The 25,304-nt window shown below is 63.2% G+C and carries 26 protein-coding genes; 15 read left to right on the forward strand and 11 right to left on the reverse strand.

The genetic code is table 11. The features are described 5' to 3' along the window. The coding region (locus tag B0T39_RS18115) for a transposase (RefSeq protein WP_141111082.1) at nt 1-149 on the forward strand (149 nt) is incomplete at its 5' end. 8 nt (nt 150-157) lie between these two features. Here the strand turns inward: B0T39_RS18115 and B0T39_RS18120 are convergent. Continuing rightward, nucleotides 158-1,294, reverse strand: coding sequence for a PilT/PilU family type 4a pilus ATPase (locus B0T39_RS18120; RefSeq protein WP_081549061.1), 1,137 nt, complete (start codon nt 1,292-1,294; stop codon nt 158-160). Between the two features lie 45 nt (nt 1,295-1,339). Beyond that, nucleotides 1,340-2,377, reverse strand: a complete 1,038-nt coding sequence (locus B0T39_RS18125) for a type IV pilus twitching motility protein PilT (RefSeq protein WP_043589321.1) — start codon at nt 2,375-2,377, stop codon at nt 1,340-1,342. A 275-nt stretch (nt 2,378-2,652) separates the two neighbouring features. On the opposite strand from B0T39_RS18125, the gene B0T39_RS18130 reads away from it, so the two are divergent. The 6 genes from B0T39_RS18130 (at nt 2,653) to aroG (ending at nt 7,177) form a co-directional block, all read left to right on the forward strand. Continuing rightward, complete coding sequence (locus tag B0T39_RS18130; RefSeq protein WP_081549063.1) at nt 2,653-3,345, forward strand: YggS family pyridoxal phosphate-dependent enzyme; 693 nt, start codon at nt 2,653-2,655, stop codon at nt 3,343-3,345. A 53-nt stretch (nt 3,346-3,398) separates the two neighbouring features. Then, the gene (proC, locus tag B0T39_RS18135) at nt 3,399-4,202 is read left to right on the forward strand and encodes a pyrroline-5-carboxylate reductase (RefSeq protein ID WP_081549065.1); all 804 of its coding nucleotides are present in this window, start codon (nt 3,399-3,401) and stop codon (nt 4,200-4,202) included. Nucleotides 4,203-4,210: 8 nt separating this feature from the next. Next, the gene (locus tag B0T39_RS18140) at nt 4,211-4,792 is read left to right on the forward strand and encodes a YggT family protein (RefSeq protein WP_081549067.1); all 582 of its coding nucleotides are present in this window, start codon (nt 4,211-4,213) and stop codon (nt 4,790-4,792) included. A gap of 91 nt (nt 4,793-4,883) precedes the next feature. Beyond that, a complete protein-coding gene (locus B0T39_RS18145; protein WP_019102525.1) occupies nt 4,884-5,189 on the forward strand; it encodes a c-type cytochrome in 306 nt (101 codons plus the stop codon). 284 nt (nt 5,190-5,473) lie between these two features. Continuing rightward, nucleotides 5,474-5,884 carry an RNA polymerase-binding protein DksA gene (gene dksA / locus B0T39_RS18150; RefSeq protein WP_081549069.1) on the forward strand — a complete coding sequence of 137 codons (411 nt, stop codon included), beginning with the start codon at nt 5,474-5,476 and terminating at the stop codon, nt 5,882-5,884. 231 nt (nt 5,885-6,115) lie between these two features. Then, a complete protein-coding gene (aroG, locus tag B0T39_RS18155) occupies nt 6,116-7,177 on the forward strand; it encodes a 3-deoxy-7-phosphoheptulonate synthase AroG (protein WP_081549071.1) in 1,062 nt (353 codons plus the stop codon). Nucleotides 7,178-7,225: 48 nt separating this feature from the next. Here the strand turns inward: aroG and B0T39_RS18160 are convergent, their stop codons facing one another. Then, nucleotides 7,226-8,653, reverse strand: coding sequence for a PLP-dependent aminotransferase family protein (locus B0T39_RS18160; RefSeq protein WP_081549073.1), 1,428 nt, complete (start codon nt 8,651-8,653; stop codon nt 7,226-7,228). A 116-nt stretch (nt 8,654-8,769) separates the two neighbouring features. Between B0T39_RS18160 and B0T39_RS18165 the strand changes: the two genes are divergently transcribed. From B0T39_RS18165 to B0T39_RS18180, 4 genes are all read left to right on the forward strand, one after another. After that, nucleotides 8,770-9,975: a benzoate/H(+) symporter BenE family transporter gene (locus tag B0T39_RS18165; protein WP_081549075.1), complete on the forward strand. Its 1,206-nt coding sequence runs from the start codon at nt 8,770-8,772 to the stop codon at nt 9,973-9,975. 104 nt (nt 9,976-10,079) lie between these two features. Beyond that, a complete protein-coding gene (locus B0T39_RS18170) occupies nt 10,080-11,468 on the forward strand; it encodes an aminopeptidase P family protein (RefSeq protein ID WP_081549077.1) in 1,389 nt (462 codons plus the stop codon). A gap of 13 nt (nt 11,469-11,481) precedes the next feature. Further along, nucleotides 11,482-12,669, forward strand: a complete 1,188-nt coding sequence (locus tag B0T39_RS18175; protein WP_254894594.1) for an NAD(P)/FAD-dependent oxidoreductase — start codon at nt 11,482-11,484, stop codon at nt 12,667-12,669. Nucleotides 12,670-12,727: 58 nt separating this feature from the next. Beyond that, a complete protein-coding gene (locus B0T39_RS18180) occupies nt 12,728-13,492 on the forward strand; it encodes a DeoR/GlpR family DNA-binding transcription regulator (protein ID WP_081549079.1) in 765 nt (254 codons plus the stop codon). Between the two features lie 7 nt (nt 13,493-13,499). Here B0T39_RS18180 and B0T39_RS18185 read toward each other — a convergent pair whose 3' ends face one another. Then, on the reverse strand, nt 13,500-14,222 hold the full coding sequence (locus B0T39_RS18185; protein WP_081549081.1) for an SDR family oxidoreductase: 723 nt from the start codon (nt 14,220-14,222) through the stop codon (nt 13,500-13,502). A gap of 115 nt (nt 14,223-14,337) precedes the next feature. On the opposite strand from B0T39_RS18185, the gene B0T39_RS18190 reads away from it, so the two are divergent. Continuing rightward, nucleotides 14,338-15,165, forward strand: a complete 828-nt coding sequence (locus B0T39_RS18190; RefSeq protein ID WP_081549083.1) for a LysR family transcriptional regulator — start codon at nt 14,338-14,340, stop codon at nt 15,163-15,165. A 487-nt stretch (nt 15,166-15,652) separates the two neighbouring features. On the opposite strand, the gene B0T39_RS18195 is transcribed toward B0T39_RS18190, so the two are convergent. Beyond that, nucleotides 15,653-16,846 carry an amino acid aminotransferase gene (locus B0T39_RS18195; protein ID WP_081549085.1) on the reverse strand — a complete coding sequence of 398 codons (1,194 nt, stop codon included), beginning with the start codon at nt 16,844-16,846 and terminating at the stop codon, nt 15,653-15,655. Between the two features lie 240 nt (nt 16,847-17,086). Beyond that, a complete protein-coding gene (locus B0T39_RS18200; RefSeq protein ID WP_176219600.1) occupies nt 17,087-17,386 on the reverse strand; it encodes a superinfection immunity protein in 300 nt (99 codons plus the stop codon). Between the two features lie 294 nt (nt 17,387-17,680). On the opposite strand from B0T39_RS18200, the gene B0T39_RS18205 reads away from it, so the two are divergent. From B0T39_RS18205 to B0T39_RS18215, 3 genes are all read left to right on the forward strand, one after another. Then, the gene (locus B0T39_RS18205) at nt 17,681-19,165 is read left to right on the forward strand and encodes a C69 family dipeptidase (RefSeq protein WP_081549089.1); all 1,485 of its coding nucleotides are present in this window, start codon (nt 17,681-17,683) and stop codon (nt 19,163-19,165) included. A gap of 99 nt (nt 19,166-19,264) precedes the next feature. Next, complete coding sequence (locus B0T39_RS18210) at nt 19,265-19,717, forward strand: GNAT family N-acetyltransferase (RefSeq protein WP_081549091.1); 453 nt, start codon at nt 19,265-19,267, stop codon at nt 19,715-19,717. Further along, a complete protein-coding gene (locus B0T39_RS18215) occupies nt 19,714-20,361 on the forward strand; it encodes an alanyl-tRNA editing protein (RefSeq protein ID WP_081549093.1) in 648 nt (215 codons plus the stop codon). Before B0T39_RS18210 ends, B0T39_RS18215 begins: the two co-directional genes overlap by 4 nt. A 209-nt stretch (nt 20,362-20,570) precedes the next feature. On the opposite strand, the gene B0T39_RS18220 is transcribed toward B0T39_RS18215, so the two are convergent. The 5 genes from B0T39_RS18220 to B0T39_RS18240 form a co-directional block, all read right to left on the reverse strand. Beyond that, nucleotides 20,571-21,155, reverse strand: a complete 585-nt coding sequence (locus B0T39_RS18220; protein WP_081549095.1) for a tail fiber assembly protein — start codon at nt 21,153-21,155, stop codon at nt 20,571-20,573. A gap of 10 nt (nt 21,156-21,165) precedes the next feature. Continuing rightward, entirely contained in the window at nt 21,166-22,152 is a 987-nt protein-coding gene (locus tag B0T39_RS18225; protein WP_254894595.1) for a phage tail protein, read from the reverse strand. A gap of 196 nt (nt 22,153-22,348) precedes the next feature. After that, nucleotides 22,349-22,981, reverse strand: a complete 633-nt coding sequence (locus B0T39_RS18230) for a tail fiber assembly protein (RefSeq protein WP_081549097.1) — start codon at nt 22,979-22,981, stop codon at nt 22,349-22,351. Nucleotides 22,982-22,991: 10 nt separating this feature from the next. Beyond that, complete coding sequence (locus tag B0T39_RS25925) at nt 22,992-23,903, reverse strand: phage tail protein (protein ID WP_217806277.1); 912 nt, start codon at nt 23,901-23,903, stop codon at nt 22,992-22,994. Between the two features lie 228 nt (nt 23,904-24,131). Beyond that, entirely contained in the window at nt 24,132-25,133 is a 1,002-nt protein-coding gene (locus tag B0T39_RS18240) for a hypothetical protein (protein ID WP_081549099.1), read from the reverse strand. Nucleotides 25,134-25,304 lie beyond the last annotated feature (171 nt).

Genomic DNA, 25,304 nt, shown 5'->3' on the forward strand with positions numbered 1-25,304 from the left:
CGGTGATGCCTCAACGTTGGGTGGTGGAGCGCTCATTTGCTTGGCTTGAGAAATGCCGACGGTTATGGAAGAACTGCGAGCGGAAACTCAATACCAGCTTGCAGTTCATCCATTTAGCCTTCCTCGTTCTGCTGCTCAAAAGATCGTGAACAGGCTCTTAGACGATGTCTAGGTGATCTATGCCTTCCAGTGGGTCCCGCGACTTGGAACCCTCGCTGTAAAGCTTGATCTTCAGCCGCAGATCGTTAATGGAGTCGGCGTTGCGCAGAGCGTCCTCGTAGCTGATCAGGTCCGCTTCGTACAACTCGAACAAGGACTGGTCGAAGGTCTGCATGCCGGTCTCGCGCGAGCGGCCCATCACTTCCTTCAGACTGGCGATTTCGCCTTTAAAGATCATGTCGGACACCAGCGGGCTGTTGAGCAGAATTTCCACCGCCGCCACCCGGCCGCGGCCGCTTTTGATCGGCACCAGCCGCTGAGAGATAATGGAGCGCATATTCAGCGACAGATCCATCAACACCTGCTGATGGCGTTCCTCAGGGAAGAAGTTGAGAATGCGGTCCAGCGCCTGGTTGGCGTTGTTGGCATGCAGCGTGGCCAGGCACAAATGGCCGGTTTCGGCGAACTGCAAGCCGTAACCCATGGTTTCGCGATCGCGAATCTCGCCCATCAGAATCACGTCCGGCGCCTGGCGCAAGGTGTTCTTCAAGGCAATGTCCCAATCATCGGTGTCCACGCCCACCTCGCGCTGGGAGATGATGGACTTCTTGTGCTGGTGCACGTATTCGATCGGGTCTTCAATCGTGATGATGTGATCGTGGTTATGACTGTTGCGCCAGTCCACCAGCGCGGCCAGCGAGGTGGATTTGCCTGAGCCGGTGCCGCCGACGAAGATCACTAGGCCGCGCTTGATCAGCGCGATATCGCGCAGCACCAGCGGCAGGTTGAGCTGGTCGAAGGTGGGGATTTCGGTGTTTATCTTGCGCAACACCATGCCGGCATGGCCCTGCTGCACATAGGCGCTGACGCGAAAACGTCCCAGACCCGGCGGGTTGATCGCAAAGTTCGCCTCCTTCTTGGTTTCGAACTCCTCGGTCTGCCGGTCGTTCATCACCGCGCGCACCAGTTCCTTGGTGTGCTGGGCGGATAAGGGCTGCGGCGCCACCGGAGTGATCTTGCCGTCTATCTTCATCGCCGGGGGGAAATCGGCGGCGATGAAAACGTCGGAGGCGTTCTTGCCGGTGGCGTGCTTCAGCAGATCCAGTATGAACTTGGAAGCCTGGTCTTTTTCCATGATGAGGTCCCGCGGGTCGCCATTTAAGTGTAGAGCAGCGCCCGCTCAGAATTGATCCTTGTTGGCGGCCTTTTGCCTGGCATCCGCCGGCGACACCATATTGCGCCGCACCAGCTCCTGCAGGCACTGGTCCAGCGTCTGCATGCCGTGCTGCTGGCCGGTCTGGATCATGGAGTTGATCTGAGCAATCTTGTTCTCCCGGATCAGGTTGCGGATCGCCGGGGTGCCCAACATGATTTCATGCGCCGCCACCCGCCCGCTGCCGTCCTTGGTTTTAAGCAGGGTTTGGGCGATCACCGCGCGCACAGACTCGGACAGCATGGAACGCACCATCTCCTTTTCCCCGGCCGGGAATACGTCGACGATGCGGTCTATGGTCTTGGCCGCGGAGCTGGTGTGCAGAGTGCCGAACACCAGGTGACCGGTTTCCGCCGCGGTCAAAGCCAGGCGTATGGTTTCCAGATCGCGCAGTTCGCCCACCAGGATCACGTCCGGGTCTTCGCGCAAGGCGGACTTCAAGGCATTGGCGAAGCTGTGTGTCTGCAAACCCAGTTCACGCTGGTTGATCAAACACTTCTTGCTGTCGTGGACGAACTCGATCGGGTCCTCGACAGTCAGGATGTGGGAGAAGTGGTTGTCGTTGATGAAATCTATCATCGCCGCCAGCGTAGTGGATTTGCCGGAGCCGGTGGGGCCGGTCACCAGCACCAGCCCGCGCGGAAAGGCGGCGATTTCCTGGAAAATCTTGGGCGCGCCCAACTGTTCCAGCGAGAGCACCTTGGACGGAATCACCCGAAACACCGCGCCCATGCCGCGGTTCTGCACGAATGAGTTGACGCGGAAACGGGCGATGCCGGGCAGATCGAAGGAAAAGTCACACTCGAAGGTGTCTTCGAAGATTTTACGCTGGTAATCGTTCATGATGTCGTACACCATGTCGTGCACGTCATGGTGGTCCATCGGCGGCAGGTTGATGCGGCGGATGTCGCCGTTCACCCGGATCATCGGCGGCAGCCCGGCGGACAAGTGCAGGTCGGACGCCTTATTCTTGACCGTAAAGGCCAAGAGCTCCGAAATTTCCATAATATAATCTCCACGATGACTGCGCCGCCGCCATGGTTTCAGCCGCCAGGCGACTACTTAAAATGAAGTACCGCCGCGCGCCGGCAACGCGTCCAAACAAGACGCCGGCCCACTTCCGGCATTTCCGGCTCTGGCGCTGATTGTAAGCTCAACTCAGCCATTTGGGATATCGCCGTCACCCCATATTATTAACGATGCGCGGCCATGCTGCTTTGTAGAAACCCCAACCCCGGGCAACAAGCCGCACCGCCCGCAGCAAACCATTTCTCGACGCCATGACAGACTCCATCTCCCAACCCTTGCAACAAGTCCGCCAGCGCCTGGCGGACGCGGAACACGCCGCCGGCCGGCCGGCGGGAACGGTGCGCCTACTGGCCGTCAGCAAAACCTTCCCTGCAGCGGACATCGAGCAAGCCTATCTTGCCGGCCAGCGCGCCTTTGGTGAAAACTACGCACAGGAATTGCAGCAGAAGGCCGAGGCGCTGGCCGGCCTGGAGATCGAATGGCACTTCATCGGCCCGATGCAATCCAATAAAACCCGCGCGGTGGCGGAGTTGGCCCACTGGGCCCATTCGGTGGAACGGCTGAAAATCGCAGAACGGCTGTCGGCGCAGCGGCCCAACGCGCTGCCGCCGCTAAATGTATGCATTCAGGTCAATGTCTCCGGCGAGGCCAGCAAGAGCGGCTGCGCCCCGGAACAGGCGCTGGAACTGGCGCGCGCAGTGGCGGCCTTGCCGCGCCTGACCCTGCGCGGCCTGATGTGCATCCCGGAGCCCACGGAGGACACTGCGCGGCTGGCGTCTCAGTTCGCCCTGTTGCGCCAACTGCGAGAGCGCCTGAACGCCGAAGGGCTGGCGCTGGACACTTTGTCCATGGGCATGTCCGCCGATATGGCCGTCGCCGTCGCCGAAGGCGCCACCATGGTGCGGGTGGGCACCGCCATTTTCGGCGCGCGCCATTATCATTGAATGACATTGGTTTGAAACAGCAGACATTCAGGCCGATTTATTAAGGAAAGATCATGCGGATTACCTTCATCGGCGGCGGCAATATGGCCAACGCCATCATCGCCGGCCTGATCAAGCAGGCGGCGCATCGCATCCACGTAGTGGACCCTGACGCGGGCAAGGTGGAGCGGCTGCGTCAGGCATACGACGTCAGCGGCGGCGCGGCGCTGCCGGACGCCTTCGACATCGGCGACATCGTGGTGCTGGCGGTCAAGCCGCAGCACCTTCGCGACTTGTGCCTGGAGTTGGAGCCCAGGCTCAACGGCGCGCTGGTCATCTCCATTGCCGCCGGCATTCGCCTGGACGCGCTGTGCCGCTGGCTGGGCAGCAAGCGCGTGGTGCGGGTGATGCCCAACACTCCGGCGATGATAGGCAAGGGCGTGTCCGGCCTGTTCGCATCGGTGGGCGTCAGCGAAGACGACCGCCAGGACGCCAACACCGTAATGCAGGCGGCCGGCATCACGCTCTGGCTGCAAAACGAACAACGCATCGACGACGTCACCGCCGTTTCGGGCAGCGGTCCGGCCTATGTGTTCTACTTCATCGAAAGCATGATAGAAGCGGCGCAACAGACCGGCTTCTCCGAAGCAGAGGCGCGCCGATTGGTGCTGGCCACCTTTGAAGGCGCGGTGGAGCTGGCCAAGCAAAGCCCGCTGTCGGTCGGCACCCTGCGCACCAATGTGATGTCCAAGGGCGGCACCACCGAGCGCGCCATCGCCCGCTTTGAGGCGGACGGCGTCAAACAAGCCATTATCGCCGGCACGCTGGACTGTCGCGACCGCTCGATCGAAATGGGCCAACAACTCAGCCAGGACTAAGCCACATCATGTTTTTCGACACTTTGCGTTTTCTGATCCACACTCTTTCCGGCCTGTTCGTGCTGGTGCTCCTGCTGCGCTTCTACCTGCAAGTGGCGCGCGCGCCGTTCAAACACCCGCTGTGCCAGTTCGTGATGGCCGCCACCAACTTCGCGGTGCTGCCCATGCGCAAGCTGGTGCCGGCGATGCGCGGCTACGACAGCGCCACCATGCTGCTGGCCTGGCTGATTTCGCTGCTGGCCAACGTGCTGGTCACCCTGCTGAGCTCGGTGCCGGAAGTCTTCACCTTTCCGCAGGTATGGGTGGCGCTGTCTTTGCTGTCGCTGCTGGAGGTGTTCAAGCAGTCGCTGACCCTGTTGATGGGTAGCGTCATCGTCCAGGCCGTGCTCAGCTGGGTCAGCCCCTACAACCCGCTGATGCCGGTGCTGGACGCGCTGACCCGGCCCTTCCTGCGCCCGTTCCGCAAGGCCAATATTGGCGGCGTGGACCTGTCGCCGCTGGTGCTGTTCCTGATCATCCAGGTGATTTTGATGCTGCCGGTGCGCATGCTTGAAGCAAGCTTCTTGACCCAACTCAAGGTAGTACTGTAGGAATTCAGGTTATTTGTCATATTTTTTGCGGCCGCACCGCTGCGGTCGTCCATTTGGCAACCGATTTGCATCACCAAACAGGAGACTTCCAATGAAAAAAGCCTTGCTCGCCGCCGCCCTGATGAGCGCCGTCGCCGCTCCCGCCTTCGCCAATATGCAGCTGGCGCAAAAGTACAGCTGCACCGCCTGTCATGCGGTGGACAAGAAAATCGTGGGTCCGGCTTACAAAGATGTGGCCAAGAAATACGCCGGCCAGAAAGGCGCGGAAGCCATGCTGATGGCCAAGGTCAAGAACGGCGGCTCCGGCGTATGGGGCCCGGTGCCGATGACCCCGCATCCGAACATCCCGGACGCGGACCTGCGCGCGCTGGCCAAGTGGGTGTTGTCGCTGAAATAAGCCATCCAGACATTGCAGATCCGGCACGCCGCTCGGCGCGCCGGCCCACGGAAAAAGGCGGCGGATTGCCGCCTTTGAACTGTCCGGGACATTTTATGTCCTAGCCTGTTGCGCCAATACCCTTTTAACGATGTCTCAGGCTTGTTACCGGAGTGAAACAACGCTATACCGATTGTCAGCAGCAGGGAGTTAATATCACCTAAGCGCCTAAGACAGTTGCAGAAATAGCGGGGCGCCGGTAATCTTCTCCGCCTGTTGCCAACTCTATGCTGGAAGCACCAAATATGGCCAAACTAACCGAACAGGATATCCTCAACTGGACCGGCGACGATTACATGAACGCCGACCATCTTGAGTTTTTCAAAGACCGGTTGTTGCAGATGCAGCTGGAGTTGCTCTCTAACGCAAATGCGACCGCCAACCACCTGCAAGAGCAGGAAGCCACGCCGGATCCCGCCGACCGCGCCACGCTGGAAGAGGAATACGCGCTGGAACTGCGCACCCGCGACCGCGAGCGCAAACTGCTGCAGAAGATCCAGGCCTCGCTGCGCCAGATCGAAGACGGCTCTTACGGCTTCTGCGAGGATACCGGCGAGCCCATCGGCCTGCGCCGCCTGATGGCCCGCCCCACCGCCACATTGTCGGTGGAAGCCCAGGAGCGCCGCGAGCGCATGAAACGCCAGTACGCCGACTGATTGTTCCGGCTCTCGCCCGCAAAACGCCCTGGCCGCAACCAGGGCGTTTTTCATGCCCGCGTTTCCTCTATTCAACAAAAACAAGCAGATAAATCGACAGACGATAGCTTGCCTCTAATGACTGTCTAGTATGAATTTAGGGCATTAAAGCAGACCGGCCGCTTGTCTAGCGTCGTCGAATCCGGTTATCTTGCTGCTATGCAAAAACTGAAATAGCAAGGGACACGCTTTATGCAACGCCAGACCGACGACGTCAGAATCCGCGAAATCAAGGAACTGCTGCCGCCCATCGCCCACCTGTACGAACTGCCAATCACCGAAGCCGCCTCGGAAGTGATCTACTCCGCCCGTCGCGACATCTCCGCGCTGCTGCGCGGCGAAGACGACCGCCTGCTGGTGGTGATCGGGCCCTGCTCCATCCACGACACCGAAGCCGCCATCGAATACGCCAAGAAACTGGCGCCGCTGCGCGACAAGCTAGCGGAAGAGCTGGTGGTGGTGATGCGCGTCTACTTTGAAAAACCGCGCACCACCGTCGGCTGGAAAGGCCTGATCAACGACCCGATGTTGAACGAATCCTTCGACATCAACAGCGGCCTGCGCATCGCGCGCCGCCTGCTGCTGACCCTGAACGACATGGGGATGCCGGCCGCTACCGAATTCCTGGACATGATCACGCCACAGTACTTCGCCGACCTGATCAGCTGGGGCGCCATCGGCGCGCGCACCACCGAAAGCCAGGTGCACCGCGAGCTGGCCTCCGGCCTATCCTGCCCGGTGGGTTTCAAGAACGGCACCGACGGCAATCTGAAGATCGCCGTGGACGCCATCCGCTCGTCCAGCGTGCCCCACCATTTCCTGTCCGTGACCAAGACCGGCCACTCCGCCATCGTCTCCACCGGCGGCAACCCGGATTGCCACGTGATCCTGCGCGGCGGCAAGGAACCCAATTACTCGGCCGAGCATGTCAGCGCCGCGGCGGCGGAACTAGTCTCCGTGGGCCTGCCGCAAAAGCTGATGGTGGACTTCAGCCACGCCAACAGCCGCAAGGACTACCGTCGTCAGATGGAAGTGGCCGACGACATCGCCGGTCAATTGGCCGCCGGCAACGCCAACATCTTCGGCGTGATGGTGGAAAGCCACTTGGTGGAAGGGCGCCAGGACCTGAAACCGGGTTGCGAGTTGACCTACGGCCAGAGCGTCACCGACGCCTGCATCGGCTGGGACGACACGGAAAAACTGCTGACCACGCTGGCCGACGCGGTGAAGGCGCGCCGCGCGCGTCAAGACTGAGCCAACCTTACCTTGCTGTCTCGCGGCGGAGCCTACGCTCCGCCGTTTTCATTGGCTCAGCTGCTCGCCGGCCAAGCGGCCCAAGGTGGCGATGGCTCCCTCCAAGGCCGGCGACCACGGCTGGCCGAAGTTCAGTCGCAGGCAATGGCCGAAACGCGGCTCGGCGGAAAACACCAGGCCTGGCGCGAAACTGATGGATTCGGCCAACGCCCGCTCCAGCAGGCGGCCTGCGTCCAGCCCTTCCGGACACTCCACCCACAGCAGCAGGCCGCCCTGCGGCCGCCGCAGCCGCGTGCCCTTGGGGAAGGCCGCCAGCACCGCGTCGGCCAGCTGACGCATCTGCCTCGCCAACTGCCGCCGCAAGCGCTCGGCGAAGCGCGCGTAGTCGCCGTTGGCCAACACATCCGCCAGCAAACCCTGATACAAGGCCGAGCTCACCAGGCTGCTGCTATTGCTCAGCCGCGCCAATGCCGCATGATGGCGGCCGCCGGACAGCCAGCCCAGACGGAACGAGGGCGCGAAGCTCTTGGTGAAGGACGAGCAGTAAATCACTTCGCCGCGGCTATCCCAGGCTTTCAACGGCGTTGGGTGCTGCCCGCCGAAGTAAAGCTCGCCGAACACATCGTCCTCGATGATGGTCAGACCGTGACGGTAAGCCAGCCGCAACAATCGCTTCTTGGCTTCGTCCGGCATCAGCGCGCCGGTGGGATTCTGAAAATTGGTCACCGTTACCAAACAACGCGGCGCCGGTCCGTGGCGCAAGGCGAACTCCAGCGCCTCCAGCGACAGGCCGGCGTCCGGCGTGCACGGGATTTCCAACGCCTTCAGCCCCAAGGCCTCCAGGGTTTGCAGTAGACCGAAGTACACCGGCGTCTCCACCGCCACGGTGTCGCCGGGCCGGGTCAGCAAGCGCAGCGACAGGCTGATCGCCTCGGTAATGCCGTGGGTGAACAGGATGGCGTCGGGCTCCAGCGCCAACTGCCACTGCGCCGCCAGTTCGCACACCAGCCGATACAGCCTCGCCTGCTCACCGCGCGGCAAATAGGCGCTTATCAGTTCTGGGCGCTGGTTCAGCGTCTGCTGCAGCCGACGCGCCAACGCCGCCGCCGGATACATGCTGCCATGCGCTTCCGCCATGTGCAGTTGGGTGTCGATGTCCAGGCCGGACCACTCGATCAATTGCGACATGCGGCTGTCCACCCGCACCAGGGTCGCCGCCGACGGCAAGCCGTCGTCCCGGGCATGCGCCTGCTGCGCGCGGCTGGGCAAGGCGGCGAAAAAGCCGGCGCGCGGGCGGGCGCTGACGCGTTGCCGACGCTCCAGATGACGGTAGGCCGCCAGCGCGGTCAAGACGTTGACCCCGTGCTCGGCGGCCAGACGGCGCACCGAGGGCAGGCGGCTGCCGGGGGGATATTCGCCGCTGTCCAGTCCTTGCTCGACTTCCGCGGCGATGCGTAAATACAGGGAATCGCTCATGGCTGTTATATAGAACAGATTGTGCGCAGCATAAACTGTTTACGTCGGCTGTGGGAAGGCGCGGACCGGCGCTTGCGCTAGGCTGGGCGCTACTTTTCATCGCAAGAAAGCGCATCATGCCGTCCACCTTCTGGCGCGACCTGTCGCCCTCCGCCGCGCTGGCCGCAGTGCTGGCCTTATTGGTCGGCTACTCCGGCCCCTTCCTCATCATCGTCCACGCCGCGCAGTCCGCCAGCCTGTCCCCGGCCCAGCTCGGTTCCTGGATCTGGGCGGTGTCCATCGGCTCCGGCGTGGCCGGCCTATGGCTGTCCTGGCGCTGGAAAGCGCCGGTGATCACCGCCTGGAGCACGCCCGGCGCAGCGCTATTGCTGGCCGCCCTGCCCGGCGTGCCCTACGGCGAAGCGGTGGGCGCCTTCTTCGCCGCCGCCGCCATCGTCACCCTGCTGGGCGTCAGCGGCCTGTTCGACCGGCTGATGAAGGTCTTTCCCGCCGCGCTGGCGGCGGCGATGCTGGCCGGCATCCTGTTCCGCTTCGTCGCCGAACTGGCCAGCGCCGCGGGCCACGCCCCGCTGCTGGTGGTCAGTATGGCCGCGCTGTTCTTCGTTGGCCGCCGCTTCTTCCCGCGTTACGCGCTGCCGGCCGCCATCCTGCTTGGCCTGCTGCTGGCGGCGGCTCAAGGCCTGTTCCAGCCGCTGCCGGCTCACGGCGGCGGCGGCGGTCCGCTGTTCACCCCGCCTCAGTGGTCGTGGAGCGCCTTCCTCAACCTGGCTCTGCCGCTGGCCCTGGTGGCGCTGACCGGCCAGTTCCTGCCCGGCATGGCGGTCCTGTCCTCCTCCGGGTACACCATCCCAGCGCGCTCGCCGGTGTCGTTGCTGGGCGCGGTGTCCATGCTGACCGCTCCCTTTGGCGGCCACGGCGTGGTGCTGGCGGCGATCACCGCCGCCATCTGCACTGGGCCGGAAACCCATCCCGATCCTAAACGCCGTTACGTGGCCGGCGTGATCTGCGGCGCGCTCTATCTGGTGCTGGGCGTGGCCGGCGGCGCGCTGGCCAGCCTGATTTTGACCCTGCCCAAGGCGCTGGTGGCCACCGCCGCCGGCTTGGCGCTGTTCGGTACCCTGGCGTCCTCCCTGAGCGCGGCGCTGGCCAACGAAGGCCATCGCGAAGCGGCCTTGATCACCTTCGTGGTAGCCGCCTCCGGCGTCAGCATCGCCGGCCTGGGCGCGCCGCTGTGGGCCTTGCTGGCCGGCGGCGCGGTGGCGCTGATCCTGCGCCCGGCCAAGCCCCGGCAGGCCGAAGCCGTCATCGGCCAGCGTGGTTGAACCGGCACTGGCAGCCTGGCGGCGGGCATGATAAGTTAAGGAACTGGATACAATATTCCGCGCGGCGTCCGACCGGGCGGACCCTGCCCACCCTCGAGGAAACCATGTTCGCTGCCACCGTATACGCGCAACGCCGCGCCCGTCTGCAAGCGGCCGGCCTGTCCGGCCTGCTGCTGTTTGTCGGCAATGTCGATTCGCCGATGAACTACCACGACAACACCCTGCCCTTCGTTCAGGACTCCAGCTTCCGTTATTTCTTCGGCCTGAACGAGCCGGGCCTGGCCGGCCTCATCGATGCCGACAGCGGCGAAGCGACGCTGTTCGGCAACGACCCGGACGTGGCCGACATCGTCTGGACCGGCCCGCTGCCCAGCCTGGCCGAGCGCGCCGCGCTGGCCGGCCTGGACCGCAGCAGCGCCTACGCCAACCTGGCCTCCGCGGTAGCCGCCGCGCGCGCCGCCGGCCGCGCCGTGCATTACCTGGCGCCGTACCGCGGCGAGACCCTGATCGAAATGGGCCGCCTGCTGAATGTTCATCCGGCCCAGGTCAAGGAAGGCTTCTCCGCGCCGCTGACCCATGCCGTGGTGGCGCTGCGCGAGATCAAGGGCGACGAGGAAATCGCCGAAATGGAAGCGGCGCTGGCGGTAACCCGCGATATGCACATCGCCGCGATGCGCCACGCCAAGCCCGGCGTCATGGAATACGAAGTAGTAGGCGAGATGGAAGGCATCATGCGCCGCCATGACTGGCAACTGGCCTATCCGTCCATCTTCTCGCGCCGCGGCGAAGTGCTGCACAACCATCACCACGACAATCGCTTGGAAAGCGGTGACTTGGCGCTGAACGACACCGGCTGTACCTCCGGCGGCGGCTACGCCAGCGACATCACCCGCACCTTCCCGGTGGGCGGCAAGTTCAGCCCGCGCCAGCGCGAGCTGTACAACATCGTGCTGGACATGCAGCTGGCCGCCATCGAGGCGATGAAGCCGGGCGTGCGCTATCTGGACGTGCACAAGCTGTCCGCGCGGCTGATGGCGGAAAGAATGAGCGCGCTGGGCTTCTTCCGCGGCGACGCCGACGCCATCGTCGAATCCGGCGCCTACGCCATCGCCTTCCCGCATGGCCTCGGCCATCAGATCGGCATGGACGTGCACGATATGGAAGGCCTGGGCGAAGATCTGGTGGGCTACGGCGAGGACACCGAGCGCAGCCCGCTGTTCGGCCTCGGCTACCTGCGCCTGGGCAAGCCGCTGAAACAAGGCATGGTGGTAACGGTGGAGCCCGGCATGTACTTCATCCCCGCGCTGATCGAAGCCTGGGCCGCCGAAGGCCGCCACAGCCAGTACATCAACTACGACAAATTCCGCGAGTACCACGACTTCGGCGGCATCCGCATCGAAGACAATGTGCTGGTCACCGCCAACGGCAGCCGCGTGCTAGGCGCGCCGATTCCCAGAACGGTGGAGGAAGTCGAAGCCGCGATGGCCGGCTGAGCCGGGCCGTCACGTGAGTCCAAAGCCTCCCGTGGGCGGCTTTTTCCATATGGACGCCGCGCGTTCCAAGGCGCACCATCTGAAGAATGACAAGCCGGGAGCCATGATGGAACAAGTGGAATGCGTGGTGATAGGCGCCGGCGTGATCGGCTTGGCCGTGGCCCGACAGCTGGCGATGGCCGGCCGCGAAGTCGTCATCGTCGAAGCGGAAAGCGCCATCGGTCAACATGCGTCCAGCCGCAACAGCGAAGTCATCCACGCCGGGCTCTACTATCCGCCCGGCAGCCTGAAAGCGCGGCTGTGCGTGGCCGGCCGCCAGCGGCTTTACGACTACTGCGCCCAGCGCGCCATCCCCCACCGGCGCTGCGGCAAGCTCGTCGTCGCCGCCGACGAGGCCGAGCTGCCTCGGCTGCAAGCCTTGCAACAGCGCGCAGCCGCCAACGGCGTGACCGATCTGCGCTGGCTGGACGCGGATCAACTGCAGACGCTGGAACCGGCTTTGCAAGCCCGCGCCGCGCTACTCTCGCCGTCCACCGGCATCCTGGACAGCCACGGTCTGATGCTGGCCCTGCTGGCCGACGCCGAGGCTCACGGCGCGACGCTGGCCTTGAACTCGCCGCTGCACGGCGGCCGTGTAGCGGACGACGGGTTGGCGCTGGACATCGCCGGCATGCGGCTCCAGGCGCGCTTGGTGGTCAACGCCGCCGGCCCCTGGGCGCCGCGGGTTGCGGCCAGCCTGGCCGGGGTTCCACGTGAAACCATCCCCACGCCCTATTACGCGCGCGGCGTCTATTTCGCACTACAGGGCCGCTCGCCGTTCCAACGCCTGATTTACCCGCTGCCCGAGGCCGGCGGCCTGGGCACGCATCTGACGCTGGACCTGGCCGGGCAGGCGCGCTTTGGCCCGGACCTGGAGTGGGTGGACGCCATCGACTACCAGGTGGACCCGGCGCGCGCCGACCGCTTTTATGATGGCATCCGCCGCTGGTGGCCGGCGCTGCCGGAACAGGCGCTGGCGCCGGCCTATGCCGGCATCCGTCCCAAAATCGTTGGCCCCGGCGCGGCGGACGCGGACTTTCTGATCCAAGGCCCGGCGCAGCACGGCGTGCCTGGCCTGGTCCAGCTCTACGGCATCGAATCCCCCGGCCTCACCGCCAGCCTGGCGCTGGCCGAATACGCGGCGGCAACGCTGACGGCATAGCGCCGGGACGAGTTGTCCGCTTACAATCGGACAGTCTCAACCCGCCGCCTTGCCGCTTATGCTCATTCTGAATCAACGCCAGCAGGAACTGCTGGCCATGGTCAAACGCGATAGCTACGTCAGCGTGGAAAAGCTGGCCGAACATTTCTCCGTCACCCGGCAGACCATACGCCGCGACATCGCGCTGCTGGCCGAGCACCAGCTGCTGCAACGCTATCACGGCGGCGCCAGCGTGCTGTCCAGCGTGGAAAACGTGGCCTACCAGGCGCGGCAGGTGCTGTGCATAGACGAAAAGCGCCGCATCGCCGAATGCCTGGCCCGGCACATCCCGGACAACGCCTCGCTGTTCATCAATCTGGGCACCACCACTGAGGAAGTGGCCAAGGCGCTGCACCAGCATCGCGGCTTGCGGGTGATCACAAATAATCTGCACGTGGCGGACACCATGTGCGACTACCCGGACTGCGAAGTCATTGTGCTGGGCGGCATGCTGCGCAAACGCGACCGCGGCATCACCGGCGAAGCCACGGTGCAGCTGATCCGCCAGTTCCGCGTCGATTACGGCATCATCGGCATTTCCAGCATCGAGTTGGACGGCACGCTGCGTGATTACGACTACCGTGAAGTACGCAGCGCCGAGGCCATCATTCAGCAATCACGCCACGTGTTCCTGGCCGCCGACCACAGCAAGTTCGCCCGCCCGGCGCTGGTCGAGCTGGGCCATCTGTCGCAGATAGACGCGCTGTTCACCGACCAGCCGCCGCCGCCCGCCGTCGTTGAGCTAATGCGGGAGGCGGAGACTCAGTTGTACGTGGCGGAGTGACAGTCTCTTAAGGCTGCTGCCGCGTCGCCGCCAGCACGATCTCGCGGATGCACACGTTCTGAGGCTGCTGATAAGCGTAGACGATGGCGCTGGCCACGTCCTCGGCCGCCAGCACCCCGCCCATCTCCTGTTTCCAAGCCTCGTAGCCCGCCTTGATCGCCTCGCTGCTGGTATGCGACAGCAGCTCGGTGTCCACCGCGCCCGGCGCGATCGTCACTACCCGCACGCCGTGGTCCGCCACTTCCTCGCGCAGGTTCTCCGACATCGCGTGCACCGCGAACTTGGTGCCGCAATAGGCCACATGATTGGGGAAGGTCTTGCGCCCGGCCACCGAGCTGATATTGATCACCGTACCGCGCTTGCGCTCCACCATGCCGCCCAACACTGCGTGGATGCCGTTGAGCAGGCCATGCACATTGACGTCGAACATGGTTTTCCACTCTTCCGGCGCTTGCTCAGCCATCTGTCCCAGCAGCATCACGCCGGCGTTGTTGACAATGGCGTCCACCGACCCGAAGCGGCCCTCCGCCTCCGCCACCGCGGCGGCCAGCTGGGCGCGGTCGGTCACGTCCACCGCGCGGCATAGCGTGTTCGGCAACGCCAATGCCTCCAGGCGCTCGACCCGGCGCGCCAGCAACAGCAGCGAATGGCCTTGCTGCGACAGCAAGCGGGCGGTGGCGGCGCCGATGCCGGAACTGGCGCCGGTGATGACAATGAGAGCCTTACTCATGGAACTTCTCCTTTAGCAATAGAAATAACTGATATCAAATCCTTGAGCAGCACTATAATTCGCTGAAGATTCCACGAAAAATCGTTTATTCCACTTGCTGCCATCGGTTAAATTTATGGATATCCGCTCGCTCAAAGCTTTCATCGCCGTATTTGAAGAGCGCAACATCACCCAGGCCTCGGCGCGTCTCTACCTGAGCCAGCCTGCGCTGTCCGCCACCATCCGACAACTGGAAGAACAGCTGGGGGCCGTACTGTTTCAGCGCCAGCCGCGCGGCGTGGAAGTGACCGACGCCGCCCGGCTGCTCTACCCGTCGGCACGGCGGCTGGTGGAAGAAGCCGACAGCCTGACACAGCTGTTTCGCGGCCGACAGGACTGCCTGCCGCTGACGCTGGGCGTGGCGGCGGACCTGGGTCAGGCCGATGTGGCGCGCGTGTTGGCGGCGGCCTATCGCGCGGTGGACGGCTTGCTGCTGGAACTGGCGGCGGGCTGCGCCGGCGACGCGCGGCTGGACGAGGAGGCCAATCGTTGCGAGGACGAGCTGTTCCTGCCGCTGTGGGAAGAGGATTATGTGCTGGCGATGCGCGCCGACGCGCCACTGGCGGGACAGCCGCTGCTGCGGCCGGGACAATTGCTGGGCCAGGACCTGATCGCCTGCCCGGACCACCCCTCGCACCAACGCTTCGCCAGCCTGCTGGGCGTGGCGGCGCGGGAGCTGGCGGTGGCCGCGCGTTGCGCCACCCTGCAACAGGCGGCGACGCTGGCCGCGGCCGGCGCCGGCATCGCCTTCGTCCCGCAAGGATTGGCCAAGGACCACCCCGAGCTGGGCTGTGTGCGGCTGGAACAGGCGGAACTCAGCCGCCGCGTCGGCCTGTGCTACGCGCCGGACGCCTTGGCCAAGCCAGCGCTGGCCCGTTTGAAGCAAGGCCTGGCCGCCGGCTGAGGGCCGGTTTTAAGAACCTGTTTACGATCTTTTGTAGGTGTGGTGAAGCGTTGCTAGATACGTAGGAGACCACGTATCCGACGTGCCCCAGGTCCCTTCAAGCCTGCCGACGGGTGGCAGGCCCGAGGTTTTAAGCGGCTGCTTGTTCGAGCTGCGCGACGTTAGCGCGCTGCGAGTTCAGCCGCGCCTCGGGCCTGACGGGATCCGGCGGGAAGCCGCAGGCCAGGCTTGCAGGGCGGCCTTTGGGGTAAAGGGTAATTTGGCCGTGCAAATTTCCCTTTCCGTTCGCCGGGCGGGACCGGCCCTAAATCATCATCCGCGTAGCGGACTCAATGCCTTGAACAATACCTTCAATTAGAAAAGATCGTGAACAGGCTCTAAGAGTGGCTGACAAAACTCAGTTTTACGGCTGAGGCAAGACGCGCCGACATAGGCAGTACCTTGAGTACGGCAAGTCGGCGCAACGCAGCAGATTATGTACAGGTTCTTACTGAACCGCGGCGAAAGCCTTGGCCACATAAGGCGCATTAGCGCGGGTCAAGCCGGCCACACACATGCGGCCTGTGCCCACCAGGTAAACGCCGAAACGCTCGCGCAGAGCGTCCACCTGGGCCTGGCTGAAGCCGGTATAGCTGAACATGCCGCGCTGATGGACCAGATAAGAGAAGTCCTGCTCCGGCAACGCCTGTTTCAACACCTCCACCAGGATGCCGCGCATTTCCAGGATGCGGCCGCGCATCTCGTTCACCTCGGACAGCCACAACGCCTTGAGCTCGGCGTCGCCCAGCACAGTGGCGATCAGCCGCGCGCCGGTGGTGGGCGGATTGGAATAGTTGCGGCGCACCGTGGCCTTGAGCTGGCCCAACACCAGCTCCGCCTCGGCCTGGTTCGGGCACACCACCGACAAGCCGCCGCAACGCTCGCCGTACAGCGAGAAGATCTTGGAGAAGGAGTTGCTGACCAGGAAAGACACGCCGGCGTCGGCCATCGCGCGGATGGCGTAGGCGTCCTCATCCAAGCCAGCGCCGAACCCCTGATAGGCGATGTCCATGAAGGGAATCAGCTGCTTGCGCTTGGCCAGCGCCACCACCTGATCCCACTGCGCATTGTTCAGGTCCGAGCCGGTGGGATTGTGACAACACGGATGCAACAGCAGGATGCTGCCGGCCGGCAAGGTTTCCAACGTGTCCAGCATCGCGGCGAAGTCCACGCCGCGGGTCTGCGCGTCGAAATAGGGATAGCGGTTCACCGCAATGCCAGCGCCTTCAAAGATGGCCACGTGGTTGTCCCAGGTGGGATCGCTGACCCACACCTGGGCATCGGGAAAATAACGCTTGAGGAAGTCCGCGCCCACTTTCAGCGCGCCGGAACCGCCCAGAGTCTGGATGGTAGCGACGCGGCCGGCGGCCAGCGCCGGATGCGCGGCGCCGAACAATAGCTCCTGGACCGCCTTGCGGTAGGCCGGCAGGCCGTCCATCGGCAGATAAGTGCAGGGCGGCGTCGGCTGAGCCGCCAGTTTGGCTTCGGCCTGCTGCACCGCGTTCAGCCGCGGAATACGGCCCTGTTCGTCGTAATACAGGCCGATGCTGAGGTTGACCTTGTCGCCGCGCGGGTCCTTACCGAAAGCGTCGACCAACGACAGGATGGGATCGCCGGCATAGGCGTCGACGTGCTGGAACATGCGTTTCTCCTTGAGTAGTGTGGTATCGCCTCGTGCAACCATTTAGAACGTGTTTACGATCTCGCGAGCTAAGGCGAGACAAGGCGAAAACCGCTGAGAAAGCGGAATGGTCATAGGGTACATGAGCATTTCGAGGCGGTACTCACCGTGCCACGCGTCACGACGCGCAGCAGATCATAAACAGGTTCTTACGCCGCCCTCTGACGGGGCGGTGAAGACAAGCCATTGTGCCAGACGGGTTCAGGATCTGGCCGCTAGATCGTCGCGCTTGAGCGCCAGCATCATCGCCGCGATCCACGGCAGGATCAGCCAGCCGCCCAGCACGTTCAGCGCCGCCACCAGCTTCAGCCTCGGGCAGCCCACCAGCGCCGCGGTCAAGGTCGGCACCAGGTAAGCGCCGCCCAAGGCCAGCGCGTTGCCCAGATACATCGCCCACTGCTGCCATTGAGGCTCGCCGCTGTAAGCGCCGTAAGCCCACAACGCCAAGGCCGCGGCCAGCACCGTGAAGAACAGCTTGCGCGCCATCGTCAGTATTTTCATATTCCTTCCGTTCCCGCCGCAGCGGAACATGCCGCCACAATGAAATGCCAAGCTTAATAAGACTTACGTCCGGATGGCAAAATCAATTGCATAAATCAGACACTTTGCGCCACATTTTAATGAAACGGCGCAAGATTGATATGCATCAGGCAAGCATGGGATTCTCATTTCAACTAACGCGAACCATCTGCCTACAATCTGCTTGCCCTCACCGCCAAACCGCCGCACGCAAAGCGCGCGGCCACCACGAGCCGTCTCGCCCCGCGACTGACCGCTCCATAAGAGGAATGCATCATGACGCCGCGCCCTACCCTGCTTGCCCTGGCCACCGCCCTTGCGCTGGCCGCTCCGCTCGCCGACGCCTGCTCATCGCTGATCGTCGGCAAACAGGCTTCCGCCGATGGCTCCATCATCATCGCCCGCAACGAGGATTATTACATCAATAACTGGAACAAGCGCCTGGTGCTGCACCCGGCGCGCGCGGCGGCCAAGGATGAAACGCTGAGCTTCAAGAACGGCCTGAAAGTGCCGGCTCCGGCGCAGTTCTACCGCTACAGCGGACTGATGGACTGGAACGGCGACAGCGCCGGCGGCGACGGGCTGTACGAGGAACGCGGCGTCAATGAATTCAATGTGGCGGTATCCGCCACCAATAGCGCGGAAATCAACGCCCGCGCCAAAAAAGCGGACCCCTTGCTGGACAACGGCGTGGTGGAGGCGGTGATCCCCTCGCTGATCCTGCCGCAGGCCAAAACAGCGCGCGAAGGGGTGGAACTGCTGGGCCGCTACCTCAACCAATACGGCGCCGGCGAAGGCAACGGCGTGCTGATCGCCGACCCTGACGAAGCCTGGTATATGGAAATCGGCTCCGGCCACCACTGGCTGGCCTACCGCGTGCCGCAGGATAGTTACTTAATGGTGGCCAATGGCCTGCGTCTGCACGACATCGACCTCGCCGACCGCGCCAATGTGATCGCCAGCCCCGGCCTGGCCGAGTTCACCGCCAAACACCAGCTGCTGGCCAAGGTGGACGCCAAACGCTTCAACTTCGCCCAGGCCTTCGGCGTCGTCGGCGACAAATACAATGTGGACCGCGAATGGCTGGGCCAGCAGCTGCTGAACCCGGCGCTGCGCCAAGCCACGCGGCAGACGCAATACCCGCTGACGCTGAAGCCTGAGCGCAAGATCGCCGTGGCCGACGTAGCCAAGGTGCTGCGCGCCACCTTCCACGGCACCGCGCTGGCCAAGCTGAAGGACGCGGACCGGCCGATGGGCGTGGACCGCACCATAGAAACCCACGTCATCCAGCTGCGCGCCGGCCTGCCCAAGGAGCTGGCGGCGCTGACCTGGCAATCCTTCGGCAGCCCGGCCGGCGCGGTACTGGTGCCAATGTACGAAAACGCGATGAAGGACATCCCTGCGCCGCTGCGCGCCGGCGCGGCCACTTACGAGAGCAGCTCCGCCTACTGGGCCTTCCGCGCCAACGCCACGCTGGCCCAGGCCAAGCCGGACAAGTACCTGCCGGTGCTGGCGCAATGGCAGACGCGGCTGGAACGGCAGTTCCAGGGCCAACAGCCGGCGGTGGACGCGATGCTGACCAGCCTCTACGCCAGCCAGCCGCAAACCGCGATCGGCTTCGCCGGCCAGTGGAGCGGCGGCAATATGCTGAGCGCGGTGCAATCGGCGCGCGACGTCCACGCCGGCCTGCTCACCGACCTGACCAAGGCCAGCGAGAAGAAGTACAGCCCGGAGGAACTGGAAAAGATCAAAAACCTATAACCCGCCAGCAAGCCGGAGCGGCGTCGAATACTTCCGCCGCTCCCAGCCCGGCTGAGCATGTTATCTTTATGGCATCCCCCTCGCCTGGCCAGCCGTTCCATGACCATCCACATCGACACCGATCCCGCGCGGCTGGACCGCGAACGCGTCTACCGCTACCTGTCGGAGCAATCCTACTGGGCGCGCCAACTGCCGCGCGACATCTTCGAGCGCTCGCTAGCCCATTCGCTGTGCTTCGGCGCCTACGCCGCCGACGGCGAGCAGATAGGCTTCGCTCGCGTGATCACCGACTACGCCACCTTCGCCTATCTGGCCGACGTGTTCGTGGTCGAAGCCTGGCGCGGCCAAGGCGTGTCCAAGCAATTGATGGCGGCGATTGACAGCCATCCCGGCCTGCAGAACCTGCGCCGCATGCTGCTGGCCACCGCCGACGCTCACGGCCTGTACGCGCAGTTCGGCTTCAGCCCGCTGTCCCGGCCGGAATGGATGATGGAAAAAAGAGACGCCGACATCTACCAGCGGCTGGCCGCGAATCCCGGAAGCGCGGCATGAGCGTGCGCAAACAGTTCTGGGTCGACCCCTACCAGACCGAGCTGCACACCACGGTGGCGCACGTGGACGGCTCGCGGGTCTGGCTGGACGCCACCATCTTCTACGCCTTCTCCGGCGGCCAGGAAAGCGATAGCGGCAGCATAGGCGGCCGCCCGGTGCTACGCGCGGAAAAACAGGACCAGGACATCGTCTACACCCTGCCGGACGGCCACGGCCTGAGCGCTGACGACGCGGTGACGGTGGCGATAGACTGGCCGCGCCGCTACCGGCTGATGCGGCTGCACTTCGCCGCAGAGCTGGTACTGGAAACCATTTGCCGCGAACTGCCCGACGCCGAGAAGATAGGCGCCCACATCGCCGAGGACAAGGCGCGTATCGATTTTGCGCTGGTCCAGCCCATCACCCCGCGGCTGCCCACCATCGCCGCCAAGGTACAGGCGCTGATAGACGCCGATCTCCCCATCGTCAGCGCCTATTCCGACGCAGCAAACCAGCGCCGCTACTGGGAACTGCCCGGCCTCTGCCGCGTGCCCTGCGGCGGCACCCATTTGCGCCGCAGCGGCGAAGTGGGCGAACTGCGACTCAAACGCAAGAACGTGGGCCAGGGCAAGGAAAGAGTGGAGATCACGCTGGCGCGGCCATAAGAGCCTGTTCAATGTCTGCTGCGCTACGTGAGTAGCGGCGCGGTGAGTACACCTTCGAAATGCTCATGTACCACGTGTACATTCCGCTTTCTCAGCTATTTTCGCCTTGTCTCGCTCTTGCCCGCGAGACTTTGAACAGGCTTTAAGAAAAACCCGCGCGGGCATGCCTGGCGCGGGTGGTTTCACGTGGAACAGCAATCTGCAAACGCTCAGGCAGGCTGCTTAGGCCAGTCCGCCTCGGCCAACTGCGGCCACGCGGTCTGCTGCGGCAGGCGCGACAGCTCGACGCAGTAACGCTTCCACGCCGTCAACAAGCCTTGTTCCTGCGTCGTCGCCAAACCCAGCTCCTGCGCGTCCTCCAAAGGCCGGCGCTGAGCGTAGGCCGCGGCCAAACGCTGCTGCAACTCCTGCTGCGCCTGCGCCGTCAGCGCCGCGCGCTGCGCATCGGCATCCACTTTCCAGGCTTTCTTGTTCCACACCGCGAAGGGCGGCGGCTCCAGCTCAGTGGCCTGCAAGCTGTCCGGCGTGTCGCCGATTTGCGCCGTCACCGGCTGCGCGCTGGCCTTGCTCCACAGCTTGAGCGCGCGAAAATCCACCACCAGCAGCCAGCCGCCATCGCGGTAGACCGCCGCTTGCTTGTCCCCTGCCTGCGGCGGTTGCTGCTCGGTGGCATTGGCCGGAATCAACCAAGTTTCCTCAACATCCAGCGGCGATAGATCCGCCGTAGTGGTGCCCAGATACTCGCCGGATTCCGGATGGTAGGCGTAGACGGTTTTCTGTTTGCGTTCTTGCATGGCGGTTTCCTTAGTATTTGATGCAGGCGAGAAGGGCTAGGTTACGGGGGCGAATGGAACGCACATAACTCGCTGAATGAACTCCACCATTGATTGATTTTGTGTAATGCAGATGTATGGAGCCAACATCAGCTGACTCATAGCCAAGAGCCACTAAATTGTTATTTGTCCAGTCTATGGTTCCAACGACTTCATTTGCATCATCATCAACCAGCACTTGGGTCGAGATCTGAGCGCTGCCAAACACACGTCCCACGTCCACTGTTGGACGATCACTGCTCCAGCCACGAATGAACTCCCCTCGCAAATCCGGAAGATTGAATGTCGTCGAGCCATCCCCTGCGCCATAAATAGTTCCGATCACCGCAAACAAGCCGGGGTAAGTGCTGCGGCTGACCGGAGAACCATCGCATTTCAGCCAGCCTGGCGGCGTGTAAGGCGTTGCGAAGTGGCCTACCATGCCAGGCGCGCCGGACATGGTCAGCAGATTGGTGATAGGACCGTCCTCGCACTGGGTCAGGTCCACGTAAAAACCACGAGACTTGACGCCATCGTTGTTGAACACGCGGAACTGGTTGCCCCAGACATCGATATTGACGTCGCTGAGCTTGCTGTCGCTTTGCGGCGCTTGCAATTGCAGCTGGCCGCCTTCCTTGCCGCCCTCGGCCAGGAAACGAGAATTGGGCTGAAAATCCACCCGCCCATTCATCTTGCCGCCGCTCAGCGGCAAGGCGTCGGTGATACCGTAGCCGGCCAGCGTGGTCGGCTTGCTATTGCCGCCCCAGGTCAGCTTCTTCAGCGCCTGCAGTAACTGGTCCTTGCGCGCCGGATCCGCGCTCTGGCCGCTGTCGCGTATCACCGTCAACAGCTCGTCCTGGCTGGACTGGGCAGCGGACTGGACATTGTTCAACCACTCCGAGGTCACCACCGTGCCCAATTCGCCGGTGTAAGGATTGCCGTCGTGGAACAGGCCGTCCGGGCTGTTGATCGGTTTCATGGTGTTTTGCATCGCGCTCTCGCTCCATTTACAGGGTTGGCCCGCTGGCCGGGCTGGCGGCTTGGGGCGGACTTCGGGCCGGGCGGGTGGTCCGTAAACCACCCGCTGACCTGCTTCGCTAGTGAATCAATACCGTCATTTTGCCGTTTAGCGACGCGCGTCAGCAGTGGACGGATGTCAGTAGTTTGGAGCGCAGCTACAAAGCAAAACGACGGCCGAAGCCGCCGTTTTCCAAGCACATAAACTCAATGTTTAGGCAGGCGCCGCAGGCCAGTCCACCTCGCCCAACAGCGGCCAACTGCGGCAAGCGCGACAGCTCGACGCAGTAACGCTTCCACTCCGTCAGCAAGCCCTGCTCCTGCGCCGTAGCCAGCCCCAGCTCCTGCGCGTCCTCCAAAGGCCGGCGCAGGACGTAGGCAGTAGCCAAGCGCTGCTGCAACTCCCGCTGCGCCTGCGCCGTCAACGCCGCGCGCTGCGCGTCGACATCCACTTTCCAGGCTTTCTTGTTCCACACCGCGAAGGCCGGCGGCTCCAGCTCGGTGGCCTGCAGGCTGTCCGGCGTGTCGCCGATTTGCGCCGTCACCGGCTGCGCGCTGACCTTGCTCCACAGCTTGAGCGCGCGAAAATCCTCCGCCAGCTGCCAGCTGCCGTCGCGATAGACCGCCGCTTGCCTGTTCCCCGCCTGCGGCGGTTGCTGCTCGGTAGCGTAGGCCGGAATCAGCCAGGTTTCTTCAACGTCCAGTGGCGACAGGTCCGCCATGGTGGTGCCCAAATACTCGCCGGTTTCCGAATGGTAGGCGTAGACGGTTTTCTGCGTGCGTTCTTGCATGGTGGTCTCCTTAGTGTTTGATGCAGGCAAGCAGGGCGATGTTGCGGGGGCGGGTGCCTTTCAAAAGGTTGGTTGTCGACCCTGTAACAGCTTGCGTCAATGTGCCTCCAAGAAGTTGAGCTTGCCAGTTCGGGATCGGAGTTACACCGTAATTAACCACGGAATTACCATCGACATGGTTGCTCTCAAAACCATCATCAAACAGATCACTCACCCATCCCAACCTATCGTTGTAACTGCTTTGCCATGCACCGCTGCGGGTCGGATCGATATAACCTTGATAAGGAATCAATGAGCCCATTTGCCTAGACGCAAATGCACGTCCCACGTCTACTACAGGGTGATCGCTGCTCCAACCGCGGATAAATTCTCCGCGTAAATCAGGCAAGTTAAACGTTGTTGTCCCATCTCCTGCACCGTATCGCGTCCCAATTGCCTCAAACAACGCGGGATAAACATTGCGGCTGGCCAAGGAGCCATCACATCTCAACCAACCTGGCGGTGCAGATGGCATTGCAAAGTAGGTCACTTCGCCGGCTGGCGCCGCGGCACGCAATTGACTAGCCGTCGCGCCATCGGCAATGCCGTAACCCGCCAGGGTGCTGGCCTTGTCGGCCTTGACCGCCACTTCGGCCTTGGTGGCCCCGTCGCTGATACCGTAGCCCGCCAGCGTGGTCGGCTTGCTATTACCACCCCAGGCCAGTTGCTTCACCGCCTGTAGCAATTGATCCTTGCGGTTGGCGTCCAATGCCTGGCCGCTGTCCTTGATCAAGGCAATCAACTCGTCCTGAGTGGCGGCAGTCGCCTGCTGCAGGCTGTTCAGCCAATCGGCGCTGACGATGGTGCCCAGTTCGCCGGTAGTGGGGTTGCCGTCATGAAACAGGCCGTCCGGGCTGTTGATCGGCTTCAAGGTGTTTTGCATCGCGCTCTCGCTCCTTAATTGAGTCTGCCCATGAGCCGGGCAGGCGACATAGGCGGGGCACGGACCACATCAGCCGTCATCAGACCGCCAGTTGACCCGCTTCGCTGGTGAATTAATGCCCTCATTGTGCCGGGAAGCGACGCGCGTCAGCAGCGGACGGATGTCAGTAGCGAACAGACAAAAAAATGGCAATCCCACAGGATTGCCATGCTTGGAAACCAAGATTGTTTACGGCGCGATCGGCGCTTTGTGTACGTAACCGCCATGCACACCGGACAGCGTGGCGGGCAAAGCCAGCTGGAAGACCGAGTTATTCTCGGCGTAAACGTGGCTGATGCTGTAGCCGCCGCCCCAATCCCCCACCCCAGCCATATGCACCCAGCCATCGCTGGGCGTGATGCGTTTGTTCTCCATTGGCTTGCCATTGCGATACTGGCCATAGTCATAGTAGATAGAACCGCTAATGCAACGCAGCCAGTTCATAAAAGTCACCGGCCCTTCTGTTCCAACCCCGTATGCCAGCGCCACCGCCATATTTTTGCCGTCCAGCACTTGCGGCGAATAGGTCAACGTACCGCAGCGCAACTCCGCGATGTGAAACTCGTAACCATAACGTTTGTTTCCACGCTCCATTGCATTCAGCAAATCCACCACCGGTTGCGTCAGTTTCGGACCAAGGCCTTCATACGAGCCATTATCGTGAATGAAACGCCCCACCGAGCTGGCGCTTTGGCTAAATGAAACATTATGCATAGGCGTGGCAAACGGTGCGGTGATCTGATTGGTTCTCGCCTGCACAATACCCTCCGGCGTGAACGGATCAAAGAAACGGCCACCATCCGCCAGCAGGTTGCGGCGCGGCAGCATGGCCACGGTGATACCGTCCTGAATGCCGTAGCCCGCCAGGGTGCTGGCCTTGTTGGCCTTGACCGCCACTTCGGCCTTGGTGGCGCCGTCGCCAATACCATAGCCCGCCAGCGTGGTCGGTTTGCTGTCGCCGCCCCAGGCCATTTTTTTCACCGCCTGCAACAATTGGTCCTTGCGGCCGGCGTCCAACGTCTGGCCGCTGTCTTTGATCAGCGAGATCAACTCCTCCTGGGCTGAGCGCGTCGCCAGTTGCAGATTGTTCAACCAGTCGGCGCTGACTATGGTGCCCAGTTCGCCGGTGGTGGGGTTGCCGTCGTGAAACAAGGTGTCCGGCGTGTTGATGGGCTTGAGTGCTTCTTGCATGGAATCGCCTCCCGCGGATAAGAAAATGCGAAAAGAAAATCGGCCGGAGGCCGATGACAGCTGTCGCTGCTGAAAAGACTGGGGACGATTTTGCGGGAAACGCGCGCGCGGCGGCAGCGGACGGGTGTCAGTGCGCCGGAGGCGAAGCGCCGCGCTTGTCGCCGCGGCGCG

The organism is Chromobacterium haemolyticum (assembly GCF_002081825.1).
GTDB classification, from domain to species: Bacteria; Pseudomonadota; Gammaproteobacteria; order Burkholderiales; family Chromobacteriaceae; genus Chromobacterium; species Chromobacterium fluminis.